This is a genomic window from Mangrovimonas cancribranchiae, from assembly GCF_037126245.1.
Classification (GTDB): Bacteria; Bacteroidota; Bacteroidia; order Flavobacteriales; family Flavobacteriaceae; genus Mangrovimonas; species Mangrovimonas cancribranchiae.
This window is the reverse complement of the sequence record NZ_CP136925.1, coordinates 755,746-776,595: the sequence shown is the minus strand read 5'-3', so window position 1 is coordinate 776,595 and position 20,850 is coordinate 755,746. Positions and strand designations below refer to the sequence as shown.

At 33.4% G+C, this 20,850-nt stretch carries 19 protein-coding genes and 1 tRNA gene; 8 read left to right on the top strand and 12 right to left on the bottom strand.

Features of this window, described 5'->3' with window-relative positions; all coding sequences use genetic code 11:
• Nucleotides 1–51: 51 nt before the first annotated feature.
• On the top strand, nucleotides 52–2,523 hold the full coding sequence (locus R3L15_RS03450) for a TonB-dependent receptor domain-containing protein (protein WP_338733243.1): 2,472 nt from the start codon (nucleotides 52–54) through the stop codon (nucleotides 2,521–2,523).
• Between the two features lie 288 nt (nucleotides 2,524–2,811).
• Here the strand turns inward: R3L15_RS03450 and R3L15_RS03445 are convergent, their stop codons facing one another.
• Nucleotides 2,812–3,822: a beta-ketoacyl-ACP synthase III gene (locus R3L15_RS03445; RefSeq protein ID WP_338733242.1), complete on the bottom strand. Its 1,011-nt coding sequence runs from the start codon at nucleotides 3,820–3,822 to the stop codon at nucleotides 2,812–2,814.
• A 289-nt stretch (nucleotides 3,823–4,111) separates the two neighbouring features.
• Between R3L15_RS03445 and htpG the strand changes: the two genes are divergently transcribed.
• Together htpG and R3L15_RS03435 are read left to right on the top strand one after the other, a co-directional pair.
• Entirely contained in the window at nucleotides 4,112–5,998 is a 1,887-nt protein-coding gene (gene htpG / locus R3L15_RS03440) for a molecular chaperone HtpG (protein ID WP_338733241.1), read from the top strand.
• A gap of 219 nt (nucleotides 5,999–6,217) precedes the next feature.
• The gene (locus R3L15_RS03435) at nucleotides 6,218–6,622 is read left to right on the top strand and encodes a hypothetical protein (RefSeq protein ID WP_338733240.1); all 405 of its coding nucleotides are present in this window, start codon (nucleotides 6,218–6,220) and stop codon (nucleotides 6,620–6,622) included.
• 23 nt (nucleotides 6,623–6,645) lie between these two features.
• On the opposite strand, the gene R3L15_RS03430 is transcribed toward R3L15_RS03435, so the two are convergent.
• Nucleotides 6,646–8,598 carry an endonuclease gene (locus tag R3L15_RS03430; RefSeq protein ID WP_338733239.1) on the bottom strand — a complete coding sequence of 651 codons (1,953 nt, stop codon included), beginning with the start codon at nucleotides 8,596–8,598 and terminating at the stop codon, nucleotides 6,646–6,648.
• 548 nt (nucleotides 8,599–9,146) lie between these two features.
• Between R3L15_RS03430 and R3L15_RS03425 the strand changes: the two genes are divergently transcribed.
• Entirely contained in the window at nucleotides 9,147–9,299 is a 153-nt protein-coding gene (locus tag R3L15_RS03425) for an SsrA-binding protein (protein ID WP_338733238.1), read from the top strand.
• Between the two features lie 44 nt (nucleotides 9,300–9,343).
• Here the strand turns inward: R3L15_RS03425 and R3L15_RS03420 are convergent.
• The 3 genes from R3L15_RS03420 to prmA all read right to left on the bottom strand — a co-directional run bounded on the left by R3L15_RS03420 (nucleotide 9,344) and on the right by prmA (nucleotide 10,601).
• Nucleotides 9,344–9,417 (bottom strand) — tRNA-Arg (locus R3L15_RS03420).
• Nucleotides 9,418–9,486: 69 nt separating this feature from the next.
• A complete protein-coding gene (locus R3L15_RS03415; protein WP_338733236.1) occupies nucleotides 9,487–9,762 on the bottom strand; it encodes an ATP-dependent Clp protease adaptor ClpS in 276 nt (91 codons plus the stop codon).
• Nucleotides 9,762–10,601: a 50S ribosomal protein L11 methyltransferase gene (gene prmA / locus R3L15_RS03410; RefSeq protein WP_338733234.1), complete on the bottom strand. Its 840-nt coding sequence runs from the start codon at nucleotides 10,599–10,601 to the stop codon at nucleotides 9,762–9,764. Before prmA ends, R3L15_RS03415 begins: the two co-directional genes overlap by 1 nt.
• A gap of 67 nt (nucleotides 10,602–10,668) precedes the next feature.
• Here prmA and R3L15_RS03405 point away from each other — a divergent pair, with 67 nt between their 5' ends.
• The gene (locus R3L15_RS03405) at nucleotides 10,669–11,871 is read left to right on the top strand and encodes a porin (protein ID WP_338733233.1); all 1,203 of its coding nucleotides are present in this window, start codon (nucleotides 10,669–10,671) and stop codon (nucleotides 11,869–11,871) included.
• Nucleotides 11,872–11,928: 57 nt separating this feature from the next.
• Here R3L15_RS03405 and tpiA read toward each other — a convergent pair whose 3' ends face one another.
• From tpiA to R3L15_RS03380, 5 genes are all read right to left on the bottom strand, one after another.
• Nucleotides 11,929–12,678 (bottom strand): triose-phosphate isomerase, encoded by a 750-nt coding sequence (tpiA, locus tag R3L15_RS03400; protein ID WP_338733232.1) that lies wholly within the window; start codon nucleotides 12,676–12,678, stop codon nucleotides 11,929–11,931.
• Nucleotides 12,675–13,169, bottom strand: coding sequence for a TlpA disulfide reductase family protein (locus tag R3L15_RS03395; RefSeq protein WP_338733230.1), 495 nt, complete (start codon nucleotides 13,167–13,169; stop codon nucleotides 12,675–12,677). Before R3L15_RS03395 ends, tpiA begins: the two co-directional genes overlap by 4 nt.
• Before the next feature lie 10 nt (nucleotides 13,170–13,179).
• The gene (locus R3L15_RS03390) at nucleotides 13,180–14,256 is read right to left on the bottom strand and encodes an ABC transporter permease (protein ID WP_338733229.1); all 1,077 of its coding nucleotides are present in this window, start codon (nucleotides 14,254–14,256) and stop codon (nucleotides 13,180–13,182) included.
• 3 nt (nucleotides 14,257–14,259) lie between these two features.
• Nucleotides 14,260–15,354, bottom strand: a complete 1,095-nt coding sequence (locus tag R3L15_RS03385) for a BT_3928 family protein (protein ID WP_338733228.1) — start codon at nucleotides 15,352–15,354, stop codon at nucleotides 14,260–14,262.
• Between the two features lie 93 nt (nucleotides 15,355–15,447).
• Nucleotides 15,448–15,987, bottom strand: a complete 540-nt coding sequence (locus R3L15_RS03380) for a DUF1599 domain-containing protein (protein WP_338733227.1) — start codon at nucleotides 15,985–15,987, stop codon at nucleotides 15,448–15,450.
• Between the two features lie 89 nt (nucleotides 15,988–16,076).
• On the opposite strand from R3L15_RS03380, the gene folP reads away from it, so the two are divergent.
• Nucleotides 16,077–16,904, top strand: a complete 828-nt coding sequence (folP, locus tag R3L15_RS03375) for a dihydropteroate synthase (RefSeq protein ID WP_338733226.1) — start codon at nucleotides 16,077–16,079, stop codon at nucleotides 16,902–16,904.
• Between the two features lie 36 nt (nucleotides 16,905–16,940).
• Nucleotides 16,941–17,726, top strand: a complete 786-nt coding sequence (gene cdaA, locus R3L15_RS03370) for a diadenylate cyclase CdaA (RefSeq protein ID WP_338733224.1) — start codon at nucleotides 16,941–16,943, stop codon at nucleotides 17,724–17,726.
• A gap of 11 nt (nucleotides 17,727–17,737) precedes the next feature.
• Here the strand turns inward: cdaA and R3L15_RS03365 are convergent, their stop codons facing one another.
• Together R3L15_RS03365 and truA are read right to left on the bottom strand one after the other, a co-directional pair.
• Complete coding sequence (locus tag R3L15_RS03365; protein ID WP_338733222.1) at nucleotides 17,738–19,501, bottom strand: ABC transporter ATP-binding protein; 1,764 nt, start codon at nucleotides 19,499–19,501, stop codon at nucleotides 17,738–17,740.
• Nucleotides 19,494–20,243: a tRNA pseudouridine(38-40) synthase TruA gene (gene truA, locus R3L15_RS03360; RefSeq protein WP_338733221.1), complete on the bottom strand. Its 750-nt coding sequence runs from the start codon at nucleotides 20,241–20,243 to the stop codon at nucleotides 19,494–19,496. Before truA ends, R3L15_RS03365 begins: the two co-directional genes overlap by 8 nt.
• A 103-nt stretch (nucleotides 20,244–20,346) precedes the next feature.
• Here truA and R3L15_RS03355 point away from each other — a divergent pair, with 103 nt between their 5' ends.
• Nucleotides 20,347–20,838, top strand: coding sequence for a metallophosphoesterase family protein (locus tag R3L15_RS03355; protein ID WP_338733220.1), 492 nt, complete (start codon nucleotides 20,347–20,349; stop codon nucleotides 20,836–20,838).
• Nucleotides 20,839–20,850 lie beyond the last annotated feature (12 nt).

Here is a 20,850-nt window from a genome sequence, read left to right as displayed (position 1 = left end):
TAATAGAACAAAAAGTTCATCAATCAAAATAAATTAACTAAAACCAATCAAATGAAACATGTATTATTATTTTGTGCGTTTATCATCACGATAGCTTCATCTGCACAAAACTCAGTCAATGCCTTATTTAAAGATGGCACCATTACAGGAAAAGTAATCGATGCTGCATTAAAAGAACCTATGCCGTATGTTACCATAGTTATTAAAAATACTTCTGGAAAAACAATTACCGGAACGATTACCGACGATAATGGTAACTTTAAAATATCTTCTATTCCAGAAGGTAACATTATAGTTAATATTCAGTTTATTGGCTATAAAACCGTCACCAAAAATATAACTATTAACAAGGATAATTTCAGAATTAATTTAGGAGATATTTACCTTGAAGAAGAAGCCGCTGCTTTAGATGAAGTTACTGTTGTTGCCGAAGTATCGACTATACAACAAAAAGTAGATAGAAAAGTGATTACTATTGGCAAAGATTTAACTACAGCTGGAGCATCAGCATCAGACATTATGACCAACTTACCTTCGGTAAATGTCGACCAACAAACAGGTAACATTAGCTTACGTGGTAACGAAAATGTTCGCGTTATGGTAGATGGTAAATTAAGCAACGTTCCTGTAGCGCAATTACTTCGCCAAATACCATCTACATCTATTAAAAAGATAGAATTAATAACAAACCCATCTGCTAAATATAATCCAGAAGGCATGAGTGGGATTATAAATATTATTCTTCATAAAAACACTAAGCTAGGTTTTAATGGAAATATAAATCTTGGATTAACTAAAGAGATTTACGCTAAATTTAATAGCTCTATTGACATGAATTACCGTAACGGAAAGTTTAACTTTTACGGAAATTACGGCAATAACATTGGCAAACGGGATAATTTTGGCGAAATAAATAGGTTAGATGATAACTCAAAACAAAACCTTGATTTTTTTAACAATAACAAATCGCATTTATTTAAAGCAGGCGTTGACTATTACTTAAACGACAACAATACCATTTCGGTTTTCACTAATCAGAACTTTTTTAATGGTAATGGCGTTGGAATTACGTTGCTAACCAATGCTACCACAACTAGAAAACAAATTTTCGGCGATGAAACCGACAATATTTCTGGCCAATACAACCTAGCTTATAAACATAAGTTTAAAAAAGAAAATGAAACCTTAGATGTTGAAATTGACTACAACAATTTTACTCAAGATCAAATAGCAGATTTTAATTACATCAACTTTGACTTTCCAGACGATTACATGGATTTTGTTGATACAAAACGCGACCAAACAACCATAAATGTAGATTATGTAAATCCATTAAGCGAAACAGCTAAACTAGAAGTTGGTGGCGAGGTTAGGCTTTTTAACTCTAATATAGATTACGAATCAACAGGCGTTACTTTTAACGACAATGGAATCATTATTCCTACGCCATCGACAAATTTTGATTATAACAGAAATATTTATTCACTTTATGCCACTTATGGCAAAACATTAGAAAAATGGAGCTATCAAATAGGCGCACGTTTTGAACAAGTTAATGTAGATGCTGAACCGTTAAGAACTTTTAGCGATAATTCAACCGAGTTTTTGCCGTTCGAGAATGATTACTTTCAAGTGTATCCATCGGCATTTTTAACATATACAGCATCAGATAAAAACTCCTATCAATTAAGTTATAGTCGTCGTGTAGATCGTCCTGGGTTACGACAAGTAAACCCTATTCGCGAATGGAGTACGCCACGTATATCGTCTTACGGAAACCCTGAGCTAAAACCGCAATTCACTAATTCAATCGAATTAAACTATACCAGGAATTTAGCTAACGGTAGTTTAACAGGTGGCGTATTTTATAGAATTATTGAAGACCAAATAAGCCGATTAGTCAACATAGATCGTACAAACGTTCCAGAAGCTAACTCCATTTTATCTTATGGAAATTTCGACAACACATCGGCATATGGTATAGAGCTTTCTGGAAATTACAGACCCACAAAATGGTGGAGCTTAAACGGTAGTTTTGATTTGTATTCGCAAACTCAAACAGGAATCACAGAATTTATCGATTCTAACGATTTACCAAATGCCACTGTTAACGACATTGTAACAGTTAATAGCGAAGTTGAAAACGTGGTTTGGAACTTTAGAGTATTTAATAATTTTAAAGCAACCAAAAAACTAAACCTATCGCTTTTTGCTATGTATCGCGGTAAAGAAGAAGGTGTACAATTTAAAAGAGACCCGATGTATTTTGTAAACACAGGATTGCGTTACAGCTTTTTAGAAGATAATCGTGCTACGTTTAGCTTTAACTATAACGATATTTTTAATACCATGCAGTTTGCCTTTAAAAACGACACGCCATATCCTGCAAATGGAGAGTTTAATTGGGAAAGCAATACATGGAACATTGCCTTATCCTATCGTTTTGGAGGTGGAAAATACAGAGCGCTTAAACGTAAACAAAGAGATAACGATATAAAATCTGGTAACGGCGGATTTATGTAAACATACATTTAGCGGTCATAACATAATAATTGATGGTTAGTGTTAATGTTTGATCGCTAATCCAGAAAACCCAAGTTATTTTAACTTGGGTTTTCGTTTTTATGTTAAATGATAGTTAAAACCACTTTCTAATGAAATATTCTAGACAGTTTTACGTCTATAATATCGAGTGATAAGTTAATCAGCAAGATTTAAATTTCATTTAGTGTTAGTTAAGTTGGTTAATAGTGAAAAACCCGAAGCGTCTTCTTAAAGCTTCGGGTTTTTCTATTTTTAGAATGTATTGCTCTACCATTTAATAATGGTACTTCCCCAAGTAAATCCACTACCAAAAGCAGCCAACACAACGGTATCGCCTTCCTTAATTTTACCTTGTTCCCAAGCTTCCGTTAACGCTATAGGAATAGAAGCAGCTGTAGTATTTCCATACTTCTGTATATTATTAAATACTTGACTATCGTCTAATTGAAATTTCTTTTGAACAAACTGTGCAATACGTAAATTGGCTTGATGCGGAATTAACATATCTATATCTTCTGGCGTTAAATTGTTTTTATTTAAGCCTTCCATAATCACTTCGCTAAAGCGCACCACAGCATTTTTAAACACAAACTGTCCGTTCATATACGGGAAGTAACTCTCATCATTAGGGTCATTATCGGCTATAATATCATTTACCCAACGCTTACCCATTCCTGGAGCAATTAAGCTTAATTCTTCAGCGTGTTCCCCTTGAGAATGTAAATGTGTTGATAAAATACCTTTACTATTATCTTCTTCTCTTGTTAAAACTGTCGCACCAGCACCATCACCAAAAATCACCGATACACCTCTACCACGTGTTGTTTTATCCAACCCGTGAGAGTGTAATTCACTACCAATAACCAATACATTTTTGTACATACCAGTTTTAATGAAGTTATCTGCAATAGATAAAGCATATACAAATCCAGAACACTGGTTACGCACATCTAATGCGCCAACAGTTTTTATATCTAATTCTTTTTGAACCGTAACTCCTGGGCCTGGAAAATAATAGTCTGGACTTAAGGTGGCAAAAATGATAAAATCAATATCATCCTTATCTATTCCAGCACGTTCTATAGCAACTTTTGCTGCTTTTACACCCATTGAAGATGTGGTATCACCATCTCCTGGTTTTACCCAACGACGTTCTTTTATTCCTGTTCGCTCTTGAATCCACTCATCGCTGGTATCCATCAGTTTCGTCAAATCATCATTGGTAACCACATTGTCAGGCACGTAATAACCTAACCCTATTATTTTCGAATTATACATATCTTAAAAATTAGCCTGCGCAATTTAATTATTTCCACTAAAACCCGGTTAAAAAAACGTATCCTATCGTTATGCACGCATAATAAACTGCCTCAAATTTGGGTAAATAATACATTCCAAGAAACAAAAGTTTAAATACAATGCATGTCGTGGCATAACTTAATCCTGATAATTCCGTGTCAGTTTGTCACTTTTTTGGTATTGGTATTTTTTTTGTCAAATAGAAAACAGAAAATAAATGTTTAAATCCTCCTATTAATCAGTAGGAATAATTAATAAAATTTAAATTATGGCAAAAGGAAACATTAATGTATCGGTAGAAAACATCTTCCCGCTCATTAAAAAATTCTTGTACAGTGATCACGAAATTTTTCTTCGTGAATTAATAAGTAATGCTACAGATGCTACTTTGAAGCTAAAACACTTAGCTAGTATTGGTGAAGCTAAAGTAGAATATGGCAACCCGCAGATTGAAGTAAAAATTGATAAAGACGGTAAAAAACTTCATATTATAGACCAAGGTATTGGTATGACAGCCGAAGAGGTTGAAAAGTATATTAACGAAGTAGCGTTTTCTGGTGCTGAAGAGTTTTTAGACAAATACAAAGATTCTGCCAAGGATTCTGGTATTATTGGGCATTTTGGTCTTGGGTTTTACTCGGCTTTTATGGTTGCTAATAAAGTAGAAATCATCACCAAATCGCACAAAGATGAGCCAGCAGCACATTGGACTTGCGATGGCTCGCCTGAATTTACTCTAGAACCTCACGACAAAACCGAAAGAGGTACCGAAATTATTCTTCATATTAATGAGGAAGACAACGAGTTTTTAGAAGAGTCTCGTATTCGAGAACTTTTAGTGAAGTACAACAAGTTTATGCCAATTCCTATTAAATTTGGCACCAAAACTGAAACGCTACCAAAACCTGAAGGCGCAAAAGAAGACGATCCTGCTCCAACAAAAGAAGTAGATGATATCATTAACAACCCAAACCCAGCTTGGACCAAACAGCCAACCGATTTAGAAGATGAGGATTATAAAAACTTCTATCGCGAGTTGTACCCAATGCAGTTTGAGGAACCATTATTCCACATTCACTTAAACGTGGATTATCCGTTCAACTTAACGGGGATTTTATATTTCCCAAAAATGACCAACGATTTAAACGTACAAAAAGATCGTATTCAGTTATACCAAAATCAGGTGTTTGTTACCGATAACGTAGAAGGCATTGTTCCAGAGTTTTTAACTATGCTACGCGGTGTGATAGATTCTCCAGATATTCCATTGAATGTATCACGCTCTTACCTACAAGCCGATGGCGCTGTTAAGAAAATTTCGTCATACATCACTCGTAAAGTTGCCGATAAACTAAAATCACTTTTCAATAATAATCGTGAAGATTTTGAAAAGAAATGGGACGATATTAAAATCGTGATTGAATATGGTATGCTTTCTGAAGAAAAATTCTTTGATAAAGCTGATGCGTTTGCACTCTACCCAACCGTAGATGGTAAATATTATACTTACGATGAGTTATATAATGCCATTAAAGCCAAACAAACCGATAAGGATGACAAATTGGTTATTCTTTACGCATCGAATAAAGACGAACAACACAGTTATATTGAAGCTGCAAAAGCCAAAGGTTACGAAGTGTTGTTGTTAGATTCGCCAATCGTATCGCACTTAATGCAAAAGCTAGAAACCTCTAAAGAGAATATTTCGTTTGCTCGTGTTGATGCCGATCATATTGACAACTTAATCAAGAAAGACGACAACAAGATTTCTAAATTAAGTGATGATGAAAAAACCAAGCTAGACGAATTACTTAAAGAAGTGATTCCTGCTGAAAAATTTACCGTACAATTAGAAACTATGGATAGCGATGCCGCGCCATTTATGATTACGCAACCCGAATTTATGCGTCGTATGAAAGAAATGCAAGCTACTGGTGGTGGCGGTATGTTTGGTATGGGCAATATGCCAGATATGTACAACTTAGTTGTAAACACAAATTCTGAGTTGGTAGGTGACATTTTAAATACCAAAACCAAGAAAAAACAAGAGCGCTTAATTAATCAAAGTTTGGACTTGGCACGATTAAGCCAAGGATTGCTTAAAGGTGAAGAACTCACCAATTTTATTAAGCGTAGCTACGATATGATTAAGTAAGAAGCTAGATTGCTTCGCTAATAGATATTAGAATTTAGACAAAAAACCACTTCCTAATCGAAGTGGTTTTTTTTGTAACTCATCAAGATATATATTTTACTCAACAAACTACACGATTACCTAAATGGGTATTTTATAATAGAGGTTTATATTGTTTACAATAATACTAACAAAAAATCCTTAAATTTTAGTATCTTTAGTAGACGTAATTCGTTTAATATGAAATCGTTGATTAAAAGGTTAAAACTAAAAAGTCACGATCATATTTTGGTTCTTAATAAGCCAAATGATTTTGAGAATGATTTAAAAGCTCTAGGGTTAGATAGCGTACATATTTCTGAGTCGCTTATCCAAACATCTTGTGTGGGGTTTGCTTTGCTTTTTATTACCTCGCAACAGCAACTTATTGACCAAATGCTTACTTTATTACCAAAGCTTCATGAAGACTGTATTTTATGGGTTGCTTTTCCAAGTAAAACCTCAAAAGCCAATATTGTTGAACTATATCATGACCATGTTTGGAATGACCTAATGGATTTTTGGTTAAAACCCATTAGGCAAATAGAAATAAACCCTAATTGGAATGCGATTCGGTTTCGAAAAATTGAATACGTAGCTTCTTAAGAAAAGTAGACTATTTTCACCTCTTAATTAATAATTATTTTTTTGGTTACCGTTTCTTTTAATGTGGTTATTCGCATTAAATATATGCCTTTGGAGAGTTGTAAATTCAACTTTGAGTGATTGATGGTTATGTTGTTAGAATACACTTGTTTTCCTTCAATTGAAAACACCTCGATTTGCGCATCTTCGTTTAGTCCCTTAATAAAAACCTGTCCTTGTGTTGGGTTTGGATATACCACTACAGTATTCTGATTATTTTCAGGAATGCTCATGGTACTATTCCAAGTTTCACCTACCATATTTCCCCAGATATACTCGATTAAATCGGGTTCATCGATAAAAGGATTCCTGTTAAATTGCCAATTGTAAACAACATTGTTTCTATTCATTTCAAAATCGTCTGGCGGATCGTTTCTGTGCCAATCTAATAAGGTGGCTAAATCGCCAAACTCACCAAGGTTTCCATCGGGAAAACCGTTTACAATCTCTAATCCATTATAACGTACTGCCATATAAAACACACTACGCGCTACATCACCTTTAAAACCGCCTAATGTTCCTGAAGGACCAGTATATTCACCATAAAATTGGTTTCCTCTAGTACTGTTTTCTGGACCATCTGCTGCTCTTAAGGCATGCGCATCGGAGTTACCATGACGTAAAGAGTCGGCATTGGTATTCCAAAATACATCTATACCATCAAAAACCTCATCGTCTTCAATACTATAAAATCCTCCTCTAGATCGTGGAAAAGTATGTTCTCTATTCCACTTTCCAGAATTATTAGATCCTGTTTGTAAATCTAATTTGGCGCGGCCTTCTTCTAAATATACCAACCAAACTTGATTGCTATTAAGAGGGTTTTCATCAGCTTCTTTTAAAATATCAATCACTTCATTATAAGTTTGTGCTCTAACAACACCTTCTTCTGCAATAATATCTTGAAGTGCTTGTCTTAAGTTAGCATCACTTAAACCATCTAAACTATTGTAATACCCATTTGGTTGGGTACTTTCAACAACATTATAAGTTGGGTTAATAGGTGTCCCAAAAGGCGCTACAGTATAATCGTTATCTACAACTCGTAGTTTTATATAATTGTTAAACGGGATGAATGGCGATTCTAATTCTGAAAATACAATTAGAGGTTCTTCATCGCCTTCATCAAATGTATCGTCAACCAAAGTAATGGTTGTTGTAACAGAGTTTTGTCCGGCTGGTATAGTTACTGTTGTATTTCCTGTAAAATCGGACGTGTTAAACCCGTAATTGTTTAGCGTAAAACTAAAAGTGTAATCGGCACTCGCATTTTCTTCTGCAGTAAAAATAATATCAAAAGAATCGCCTTCGTTATAATGTGTTTGTAAGGTAGAAATTGTAATCGCATTAAAATTGATACCGCTACCATCGTTTAAGGCTCTTGGTGTTGGCGTAGTTACAGTATAAGTTCCATCGTTATTCCTTTGAATTGAATTCGTGTTACCACTAGACCCTTCATTAATCTGTTCTGTAACGCCTAATAATGCCATTAATTCGGTATCATCTGAGTCTGATGTATCGTAAACCAATGCATCAATTAAATTGGTCTGGGCAGCTTGTGTACCTTCTGGAAAGTCGTAATCGTGTCCTTGATAGATAGCAACGGCATCAGCACCATTTTGGATAGTGTTTGCTGAAATAATTAACTGCGGAAACGGCGTCATTGTATCGCTAGCTATTAGTAACAGACCATTTGCATCGGTTGTATAACCGTCTAAATCTATGGCCATGTAGCTAGAATCGTTCCCAGAACTAGAGCCATTAAAAAATACGACAACATATCCGTCGAGTGAAAAATTTGGTGTATCGGATTTTAATTCGACAAACTCTCGATCATCAATACCAGGATTATCGCAATCTAATTCATTAATAACAACTTGGGCTTGTAAGCTTAACGATAATAAAAAAGTTAAACTAAAGAGTACTATTTTATTCATATAAAGGGGGTTTCCGCAAATGTATTAATAGTAAGGTATTTTTTAGCGTTTTTAAGATTATTAAATCTTAAAATTATTTTCTGAAACGATATTAAAAAAGATGAAAACTACTCAAAAGCCCTTTTTACACACCTTTTTACACCTAGAAATTTAAAACACTCTATAAAAACGCCCTTTAAATATTACATATTAAAACAAAAAAATAATATATAGTAATATTATAAAACAGAATTCAAGCAATTAATGTTACATTTTAAAATATTAATCGTTAAAAACGCTATAAATAAGAAGTTAATTTCATGGATTTCACTCTTTTTTTTTGGACATAATTTGTCTGAAAATATATATTGAAAACTCAAAATAAAAACAACCAATCTATTAACCTTAAATTCTTTAATATGATAACACTTGCTATTGCGATAATTGAGTTTATCGTTTCTTTATTTTAAATGATCTTAATGTAAGACTTAGTTCTAGAATGAGTTTTACTTTTTAAATAGAGAATCTATAGTTGAAGAGTTAATTTAAGGTCTGTATCTTTGTAAGATATGAAAAAAGTATTTTTTAAATTTCTTGCAAGAGTTAATAAGCTTGTTTTACCTAATTACACAAAAAAGCAATTAGATTTAAGTAAAGCATCTAAAGTGCAACTGGCGCTTATTGGTTGGAAGTTTTTTGTAACCAAAAACACATTGGATTAAAAACAAAAAAGACTTCCAAGTGAATGAAAGTCTTTCTTTTTTTGTGACCTCGGCAGGATTCAAACCTGCAACCTCTTGAGCCGTAATCAAGTGCACTATTCAGTTATGCTACGAGGCCTTTTTTAAGTGGGTGCAAATATAACTCAATTATTTATTTCATGAAAGAGATTTAAAAAAAATATTCTATTTAAATAATTTCTGCACTTAAACCTGCTTCTAAAAGCATACTGCATCTAGGTTTTAAATCGTTAAAAGCACCTGTTTTAACAGTACATTTCCCTTTGTAATGTACAATAATAGAACATTGTTCGGCTTGTTCAGGAGTATGATCGCAAGCATAAATTAACGTATCAATAACGTGATCGAATGTATTGACATCATCATTGTAAAGCACAATTTCATTTTCCTTTTTTACAACTTCCTCGAGAAGAACTTCTTCGAGTGTCTTTTCTTTTGTACTCATTAGTATTCTTTTTTAAATTTTAAGGCTACCCAATGGTTTTTTTCTAAACTATCAACGAGAATAAGGTTGTGTTTATTACACACATTTTCAATTATTGGAATATCTTCTTTATAAAACCCACTTAAAAATAATAAACCATTGTTATTTAAGCAAGTGGTATACGTTTCCAAATCGTTAAGTAAAATATTTCTATTAATATTGGCAATAATACTATCGTATAATTTGCCTTCTAACAAACCGGCATCGCCTTCGTAAACCGAAATATTTTTGCTGTTATTACGTTCAATATTTTCAAGGCTATTTAAATAGCACCAATTATCAATATCTATCGCATCAACGGCTTTGGCTCCTTTCATTTCTGCTAATATGGCTAAAACACCTGTTCCGCATCCCATATCTAATACCGTCTTTCCTGCAAAATCATTTTTTAATATATGCTGAATCATCATATGCGTAGTTTCATGATGTCCGGTACCAAAACTCATTTTAGGTTCAATAACAATTTCAAATTTGGTATTAAAAGTGTCATGAAATGGTGCTCTTACGGCACAAATATCATCTACTACAATAGGATTGAAGTTTTTTTCCCACTCTTCATTCCAGTTCACTTGTTCAATCTCTTCAAAGGTGTGATTGATATCAAATTCATCTGAATTTAATATTTGAATATCCTCTAAAATATTGTCATGCCATTCGTTCTTCTGAATGTAAGCTGTTACGCCATCTTCATTTTCAACAAAGCTTTCAAAACCTAATTCACCTAATTCAGCGATTAAAATATCGGTTCCTGGTTGCTTGGGCGACACTTTAAAGGTGTAGCCTAAATATATTTCGTTCATTTTTTTTTGACAAATTTACTAAGGAATATAAAGATACTATTACTTTTGCAGCAAATTTGAATAAATTATGAATAGATTTCTTCTTACGTTATTATTAATTTCATGCTTTACATCTCTTAAAGCACAAGAAACCAATGATATAAAACTTTCTGCCCTGCCGTATTACAGCTATGGTAAAGGGCTAGGAATTACATCGCCAGACAGTATTTTTAAATTAAACATTAGGTTTAGAATGCAAAATCGTGTTACGGCTTTTCTTCCTGAAGATGACGACACAGCTTACGAAGCCATGATTAGGCGTTTGCGTTTAAGACTTGATGGTTATGTAGGCGACCCTAGGTTACTTTATGTAATTCAATTATCATTTTCTCCAAGAGATGTTGGTCCACTAGAAGATCATGGTAATATTAATATTATTCGTGATGCGATTGTTTTTTACCGACCTAACAGACATTGGAATTTTGGTTTTGGACAAACGAAACTACCAGGAAACCGCCAACGTATTAACTCTTCTGGAGCATTACAACTTACCGATAGATCGATTAACAACGCTCGATTTAATATTGATAGAGATTTTGGTCTGCACGCCTATTACCTAAATGAATATACCGACAAATTCTCTTATAACATAAAGACAGCAATTAGTACAGGAGAAGGGCGAAATTGGACAAAAAATCCAGATAACGGATTAGCTTTTACAGGCCGATTAGAACTATACCCATTTGGCGCTTTTAAAGGCAATGGTGCATTTTTTGAAGGTGACGTAAAACGTGAAGAAACCCCTAAATTAATGCTTTCTGGTGTTTACCATTACAACGAAAAAGGAAGGCGTACAAGAGGTACTATAGGCGACGAATTGTTTGAACAACGCGATATGAGCTCGCTGCTTTTAGATGCCGTATTAAAATACAATGGCTGGGCTTTTCAAACAGCTTATTTAAGCCGCTTTGCAGACAATCCAATAACTGTTAACCCAGATGATGCAAACGAGATAGAATATGTATTTACAGGACGTGGTTTTGACACACAATTAAGTTACATTTTTAATAATAACTACGAAATTATTGGAAGGTTCTCTCACCAAGAACCTCATAACGATATTGAAGCATTAACACCACAGGAAAATCAATATAGTTTAGGTGTGACCAAATATATTTGGGAACACGCTTTAAAACTTCAAGCCGAAGTTACCAGAACGGACTCTAATTTTATTAACAATACAACAAGAGAAGATTGGTATGTAAGGTTTCAAATAGAAATAGGTATTTAAAACAAAAAAGGCTCGCATTTAGGCGAGCCTTTTTTTATTGTTAGTCTTTATTCAAAATTAAAACGCATTAACAATAGCGTAAAAATCTTGAGCTTTTAATGACGCGCCGCCAATTAATCCGCCATCTACATCTGGCTTAGAAAAAATTTCCTTAGCGTTATTGGGTTTTACACTTCCTCCATATAAAATAGATACCGCATTTGCAACCTCATTACCATATTTAGCAGCAAGTGTTTTTCTTATAAACGCATGCATATCTTGTGCTTGCTCCGGTGTAGCTGTTTCTCCAGTACCAATAGCCCAAACAGGTTCGTAGGCTAAAATAATGTTTTGAAATGCCGTTGCCTCTAAATGAAATAACGCTTTTTTTATTTGAGAAGCTACAACAGCTTCTTCGTTACCAGATTTTCTGTCTTGTAACTCTTCGCCAAAACAAAAAATAACTTCCATGTTATTGGCCATGGCAGCATCTACTTTTTTAGCCAGATCAGCATCGGTTTCATTAAAATAAGCTCGTCTTTCACTATGACCCAAAATAACAGTTTTCACGCCTATACTTTTTAACATAGACGCGCTAATCTCGCCTGTAAAAGCTCCATTTTCAGCAAAATGCATGTTCTGTGCAACAACCTCTATATCATTCTCTCTTGTAGCTTGAAAAGCCGACCAAAGACTAGTAAATGTTGGTGCTATTTTAACTTCAGCATTAGATGTTTTTGTTTGCTTTTTTAAATCGGTTATTAACGTTTCGGTTTCTGCCAAATCGTTATTCATTTTCCAGTTTCCTGCTACAATTTGTCTTCTCATTTTATTAAAGCGTTTTTAAGGTTTTTATCTGTTGCTTTTACAGCTTTATACAATTTTATATTTTGATTTTTATCCACTACTAAATATCTAGGTATCCAGTCTAAATTTAAGAAATCTCCAAAATCGCCTTTCCATCCAGATTGCATGTAATAATGTTCTCCTTGAACATCGTATTTTTTTATACCTCGTTTCCAAGCACCAACATTTTTATCTAGCGATAAAAAAAGATATGTAACATCTTTATGCTCGTTTTGAAGCATTTTTAAGTTAGGCATACTTTTTATGCAATCGCTGCACCATGAGGCCCAAACATCTATTAAAATAGTTTTCCCTTCGTATTTATTTAAAATAGATGAGAATGTTAAAGATTCGCCTTCTAAGGTTATAAAAGTATCGTTAAGTGCTTTTTCCGAGAATTGTTTTGGGGCTTCTTGTGCTTGACAAGTAAACAATACAATACTGGTAAAAAAGGTAATAAATATGTTTTTCATTTTTTAAATTTTATTCAAGTTTCACTCTTGGATCTAACCACGTGTAAATTATGTCGACAAATATATTAATACTTACAAATACCGTTGCAATTACCAAAACGGCTCCCATAATAACTGGCAAATCTAAGGTATTTAAAGCATTTACAATCTCTTTTCCTAAACCATTCCACCCAAAAATATATTCTACAAAAACAGCCCCTGCCAGCATAGAGGCAAACCAACCTGAAATTGCTGTAACTACAGGATTCATGGCGTTTTTAAGGGCATGTTTTCTTATAATTTGGTATTCTGACAAACCTTTTGCTCTTGCCGTTCTAATATAATCTTGATTAAAAACTTCTAATAATGAATTACGCATTAATTGAATAACTACAGCCAATGGGCGAATACCTAAAACTATAGCTGGCAGAATTAAGTTTTTCCATTGAATATGCATAGCCTCGCCAAAATCATCTAATTCATATAAACTCCCTGTCATTTCTAAGTTAGTATATTTATGTAGTACAAATCCAAATAACCAAGCAAACAAAATGGCACTAAAAAACGATGGCACACTCATACCAAATGTGCTAAACACTTGTATTACTCTATCTAACCATTGGTCTTTAAATAAGGCTGAAATTATTCCTAAAACAATACCAAGCACAATAGCAATAATAATTGCCGAAATTGCTAAAACAAACGTATTTGGCAGAGTTTCTGCTATAACTGAAGTTACTTTTTTTCCTTGCTTGGTAAACGATTCTCGCAAATAAGGAAATTTTAAGGCAAGCGTAGTATTTTCTAGCGAAAAAAGTGTCATGGCATTATACTTTTCCTGCGAAAGAAATGTATAATCTTCTGTGTTTTTTGAATGAAATGATAATGGTGATAAATCGTTTAAATAGTACAAATACTGCGTTGAAATGGGTTTATTAAAACCGTATTTTGCTTTAACTGTTGCTAATTGCTTACTATCTTCATTTTGTCCTAGCATCATCTGTGCTGGATCGCCAGGCAATACATTAAACAAAAAGAAGATGACTGTAACCACACCAAATAGTGTTAGTACAGCATAAAAGGCTTTATTTATAAAATAGTTTAGCAAATATTAAAACTCTAAATCGTCTATATCGTTCCAATGAACTTTTTGTGTAATGGTTCCTTTTTCAAGAACGACAATACCTGGATTGGCTCTAACAATAGTTTTTAGTACTTTTTCATCGCATAAATAAAAATCGAAATCTAAATTATAATCGGACTTTATTTTTTGCTTAACATCGTCTCCAGAGGCCGACAACCCTATTACTGTATAACCATTTTTTTGAGCTTCTTGAGCCATAGCTTTTACCTTTGCCATGCCTTCTACTTCGGTTGATTCAAGATTATAACTAACCACCATAACTAGTTTATCTTTTTCTAAAAACTCATTGGTCTTATCTTCGTCTGTTGTTTCAATAGAGAAGTCTAATATTTTAGGTTCGTAACCAGGCTCAATAATTTCGGTTTCATAACTTACTAATTCGCCATCTACCGAGGGGTAAGAGCCATCTGTAATATATTCTTTTTCTTCACCATTTACGTTAAATACCCACGTCCATTCCATAACTGGTTTTTTAGCGTCTTCGGGAATACTCATATTCTCTTGAATATTGCTTCCTATGTTATAAGCTCTAAAATCTATCGATGGTAAATGCATTAACACATGATACGCAAACCATAAACAGGTAATAAACCCAAGCAAAGCAACAATAGTTGTATTGAGCCTATTAAAAATGGGCTTAATATAACGAACACCAAAAAACAGCACTAAAATTAACACCAGTAAAATAACATCTTTAGTGAACGATTCCCACGGGGTTAGTTTTATAGCATCGCCAAAACAACCACAATCTTTTACTTTATCGAAATATGCTGAATAGAAGGTTAAAAAGGTGAAAAACACGATCATTCCTAACAAACTCCAAACAGTAAACTTAGGTTTGTATCCTATTAATAAGAAAATGCCTAGCACAACTTCAAACACAACAACTAATACCGAAATAATAAGCGCATAAGGTTCTAAAAACGGTATGTTAAGTACATCGTAACTAAAATATTCCTGCAGTTTATACGAAAAACCTAATGGATCGTTTAGTTTAATAAATCCTGAAAAAATAAATAATGCACCGACTAATATTCGGCATATATTAACAATTATTCTCATGTGCTTACTGTTTTGTGACTGTCTTTTTTCTCTTTACTACAATTAATTTTGTGCTAACCAAGGTATGCAAAATGTGCATTATACCTTTTCATCTTATTTTTCGTTTAAATGAATCATGGCAAAAACAGCATAATTAATCATATCTTGATAATTAGCATCTATGCCTTCGCTAACGAGTGTTTTACCAGCGTTGTCTTCTATTTGTTTAACGCGTAATAACTTTTGAAGAATTAAATCGGTTAGAGAACTAACACGCATATCTCGCCAGGCTTCACCATAATCATGGTTTTTATTCATCATGAGTTGTTTGGTTTCAGCTACTTTTTCGTCGTATAATTTTGTAGCTTCTTTAACATTTAAATCTGGTTGTTCCACAACACCTTTATCTAATTGAATTAGCGCCATTGTAGCATAATTTATAATACCAATAAACTCGCTAATTTCATCTTCATCTACTTTTCTTACATCATTCTCCTGTAAGCCCCTTATACGTTGGGCTTTTATAAAAATTTGATCGGTTAACGATGGTAATCTTAATATGCGCCAAGCACTACCATAATCTGACATTTTTTTCACAAAAAGGTCACGACAAACTGCGATAACATCATCGTATTGTTTTGAAGTATTTTGCATTAATACAGTATAATTTTGCGTAAATTTCGCTTAAATAGTTTAAAGTTTCAAGTTTAAAGTATTAAAGTTGCACACCAATTAACAAACCAATGACCATAAATTGCAAAGGACAACTTATAAACCTTAGTCAGCCCAAAGTAATGGGCATTTTAAACGTTACACCAGATTCGTTTTTTGATGGTGGAAAATACAATGCTCCAAAAAAATTACTCGCACAAGCTGAAAAGATGTTAAATCAAGGCGCCACTTTTATCGATGTTGGCGCTTACAGTTCTAGACCAAATGCCGATTTTGTAAGTGAAGATGAAGAGTTAAAAAGAATTATTCCTATTGTCGAATTATTACAAAAAGAATTTCCAAACAGTTTACTATCTATAGACACGTTTAGAAGCAAGGTTGCTAAGCAATGTATTACAGCTGGAGCAGCTATTGTAAATGATATTTCTGCCGGACAATTAGATAGCGAAATGCTTAAAACAGTTGGTAAACTTAACGCACCTTATATTATGATGCATATGCGCGGTACGCCACAAACTATGCAGCAACTTACAGATTATGACGATTTGCTTAAAGATATTACTTACTATTTTTCTGAACGTATTACTCAAGCCAAAACACATGGTATTCACGACATCATTATCGATCCAGGATTTGGATTTGCAAAAACCATGAAGCAAAACTACGAACTCATGAGTAAGCTGAAACTTTTTAAAATAATTGATCGCCCTATGCTTGTTGGTATTTCTAGAAAATCGATGATTTATAAACTTCTAGAAACCACTCCTGATCAAGCGCTAAATGGCACAACCGTTTTAAACACCATTGCTTTGCAAAAAGGCGCCAATATACTTCGTGTTCACGATGTAAAAGAAGCTATGGAGTGTGTTAAATTAATTACAGAAATAAACCCTAAGTAAGGTTATAATTTTTAAATTTACGAAAACAGCAAGCCTTTGGAAATTTTCGACGAACTTTTAAAATTCACCATAATAGATGTTATCGATGTTATTTTAGTAGCCCTTCTACTCTACTACATCTATAAATTGGTTAAAGGTACTGTAGCCATTAATATTTTTATTGGAATTGTTATTATTTACTTCACCTACCTAATCACAGCAGCCTTACAAATGAAAATGCTCAGCAAAATTTTAGGTGGTTTTATGAGCGTAGGTTTGATTGCTTTAATTGTGGTGTTTCAACCGGAAATAAGAAAATTTTTACTTATGGTTGGCTCGACTAACTTTGGTAAAAAGAAAAACTTTTTCAAAGCCTTTAAATTTTTAAAAACTGAAGCTAACAACACCACAAACGTAGAAGCTGTTGTGCTTGCTTGTAATAAAATGGGAAGTACAAGAACAGGCGCTTTAATTGTTTTTGAAAACAATAATAGTTTGGACTTTTTAGTAAATACAGGTGACGAAATGAACATAAAAGTAACCCAACCTATTATAGAAAGTATCTTTTTTAAAAATAGCCCGTTACATGATGGCGCTATAATTATTGAAAATAATACTGTAAAAGCCACACGAGTTATTTTACCTGTAAGTAACGATAATTCTATCCCACAGCGTTTTGGATTAAGACACCGAGCTGCTGTTGGTATTACCGAGAAAACAGATGCCCTAGCACTGGTTGTTAGCGAAGAAACAGGACAAGTTTCTTATTTTAAAGATGGTGAGTTTGTGATGTTTGAAGACACTCAAAAACTTATTGAAATGATAAAAAAAGATTTATCTTAATTAATTGACCACTAAGCTGTTTCCTTTTTTAAAAACTGAACCTCGTATAGATTTTTATAATAGCCGTTTTTCTTTTTTAATAGCTCGTAATGAGACCCTTCCTCAACTATCTTTCCGTCGTCCATTACAATAATTTTATCAGCTTTAATTACCGTGGCCAACCTATGCGCAATTACAATAGATGTACGGCCTTTTGTAATTTTATCTGTTGCATTTTGAATTAATTGCTCAGAATACGAATCTACAGACGATGTTGCTTCGTCTAACACTAAAATACTTGGATTAGTCACATAAGCTCTTAAAAACGAAATTAACTGTCTTTGCCCTGAAGATAGCATGGCGCCGCGTTCTTTTACATTATAGTGGTAGTTATTAGGTAGGCTCATAATAAATTCATGAATACCAATATCTTTAGCAGCTTGCACGACTTCAGCTTCTGTTATTTCTGGGTGATTTAATGTGATGTTACTAAAAATAGTATCGGCAAATAAGAACACATCTTGCAACACAACTGCTATTTGCTGGCGTAATGATGACAAAGTAACATCTTTTACGTTTAAATGATCTATAGTTATAACGCCACTATCAATCTCATAAAAGCGATTTAATAAATTAATAATTGTCGATTTTCCAGCTCCCGTGGCTCCTACAATAGCGACAGTTTCTCCGGGTTTCACTTTAAAAGAAATACCTTTTAATACTTCTTCGCCATCTACATAACTAAATCTTACTTGATTAAATTGTATGTGACCTCTTAATTGATTTACTTCGGTTGCTCCATTATCATCTATTTGCGAGGTTGTATCTAGCACTTTAAACACACGATTGGCTGCGACCATTCCCATTTGTAACGTATTAAACTTGTCGGCTATTTGTCTTAACGGACGAAATAGCATAGGAATCATCATAATAAAAGCCGTTAAATCACCTAAAGTAGCTGTTTCTGATAATACAATATTCAAACCGCCATACCAAGACACCAAACCAATTGTTATAGATGATGATAACTCGGCAATTGGAAAGAAAATTGAGTTATACCAAACGGTTTTTAACCACGCTTTTTTATGGCGTTCGTTTATGGCTTTAAATCGTTTATACTCGGTATCTTCTCTAGTAAAAAGCTGAAGGATTTTCATACCAACTAAACGTTCTTGCACAAAGGAGTTTAGATTGGAAATTTCGGTTCTTACTTCTTCAAAAGCTTTCTTCATATACTTTTGAAAAACGCGTGTGGCATATAACAGTACTGGCAGCATTAAAAATACAATTAAGCTTAACTCCCAGTTCATAAAAAGCATAACAGAAGACACAACCAACATGGTTAGTAAATCTCTAAAAATCATAAAAAGACCTTCTCCAAAAACATCGGCTATACGTTCCATATCGGTTACAGCTCGTGTAATTAATACTCCTACTGAAGAATTATCGAAATACTTCATTTTAAACCTAATCATATGGTCGAAAAGCTTAACACGAATATCTTTTACCACGGTTTGACCGAGCCATCCAGAATAGAAAATAAATAGTAGTTGACAAATGACTTCTCCTAATAACAAGCCTCCCATTATTAAGATGTAGGGTAAAAACCCTTCAAAGGTTTTTGTAGCGATGTTATTATCTATTGCTTGCTGTAAAATATAAGGTCTTGCAGCTCCAAAAAGTGCTAAAAGTATAACCGCTAATAAAACGCCTATAAACACTTTATGATAGGGTTTTATAAACTTAAATAGTCTTTTAAAAAGCTTTAAATCAAATATTTTGTTTGTTTTAGTCAAGTCTTTTTATGTTTTCTGGATATGTTACTTCTTTTAAATACAAACCGTGTGCTGGCACAGAATACCCTGCTTCACTTCTACTTTTAGAACGAATTATAGTATGTACATCATGAACTGCAATTTTGCCTAACCCCACATTTATTAACGTTCCCATAATGGCGCGCACCATGTTTCTTAAAAACCTATCGGCTTTTATATAAAAATGAAGTTCATCTTCTTTAATGGTAAAATTGGCTGCTTCAATAGCACAATTATAGGTTTTTACATCGGTATTACTTTTAGAAAAGCATTGAAAATCTTTATACTCCAATAAAATGGTTGCCGCTTGTTTCATGTTTTCAACATCTAAAGATGTTTTTAAATAATAAGCCGATTCATAATTAAACACATTTTTTTTTAAGGCTATCCTATAAATATACGATCTGCTTGTAGCATCAAACCTAGCATGTATGTTACTGTTAACTTTAAACAAATCGTGTATAGCTATATCTTTTGGTAAAAAAGAGTTGAGCTTATATATTAAATCTTTTTCCAAAAAATCTTTTTCAGTATCAAAGTGAGCAAACATTTGTAAAGCGTGTACACCAGCATCTGTTCTACCAGCACCAACAATGGCAATATCATCACTTAACAATCGTGATAACGCTTTCTCTAATACTTCTTGCACCGAAATAGCATTAGGTTGGTTTTGCCAGCCATGATACTTTTTTCCATTGTATGACAATTCTAAAAAATAGCGCAATTAAAAATGTATTTTTGTATTATGAAGCTACAAAGATAACTTTATTCCTGCGAAGGTGAGAATTTCAACTATTAAAAAAAATGCAATATTTATATATAAGTAAATGACAAAAATCTTATTGCTTTCAGACACACATGGTCATATTGATACGACTATTTTAAAGTATGTGAAAGAAGCTGACGAAGTATGGCATGCAGGCGATATTGGAAACTTAAAAGTAACCGATGCCATAAAAAAACTAAAACCGCTTCGTGCTGTTTATGGTAATATAGACGACCATAAAGCTAGAAAAGAATTCCCTAAAAACAATAGGTTTTTTTGTGAAGATGTTGATGTTTGGATAACCCATATTGGCGGTTATCCGGGAAAATATAACCCCAATCTAAAAAATGAAATAAACAGTAATCCACCTGACATCTTTATTTGTGGACATTCGCATATTTTAAAAGTAATGCCAGATAAAAAACTCAATTTATTGCACATGAATCCTGGTGCCATTGGAAACCATGGGTTTCATAAAGTAAAAACTATGCTTCGTTTTACTATTGATGGTAAAAAAATTGATAACCTTGAAGTTATTGAGTTTGAACGATAAAAGACTTGCTCC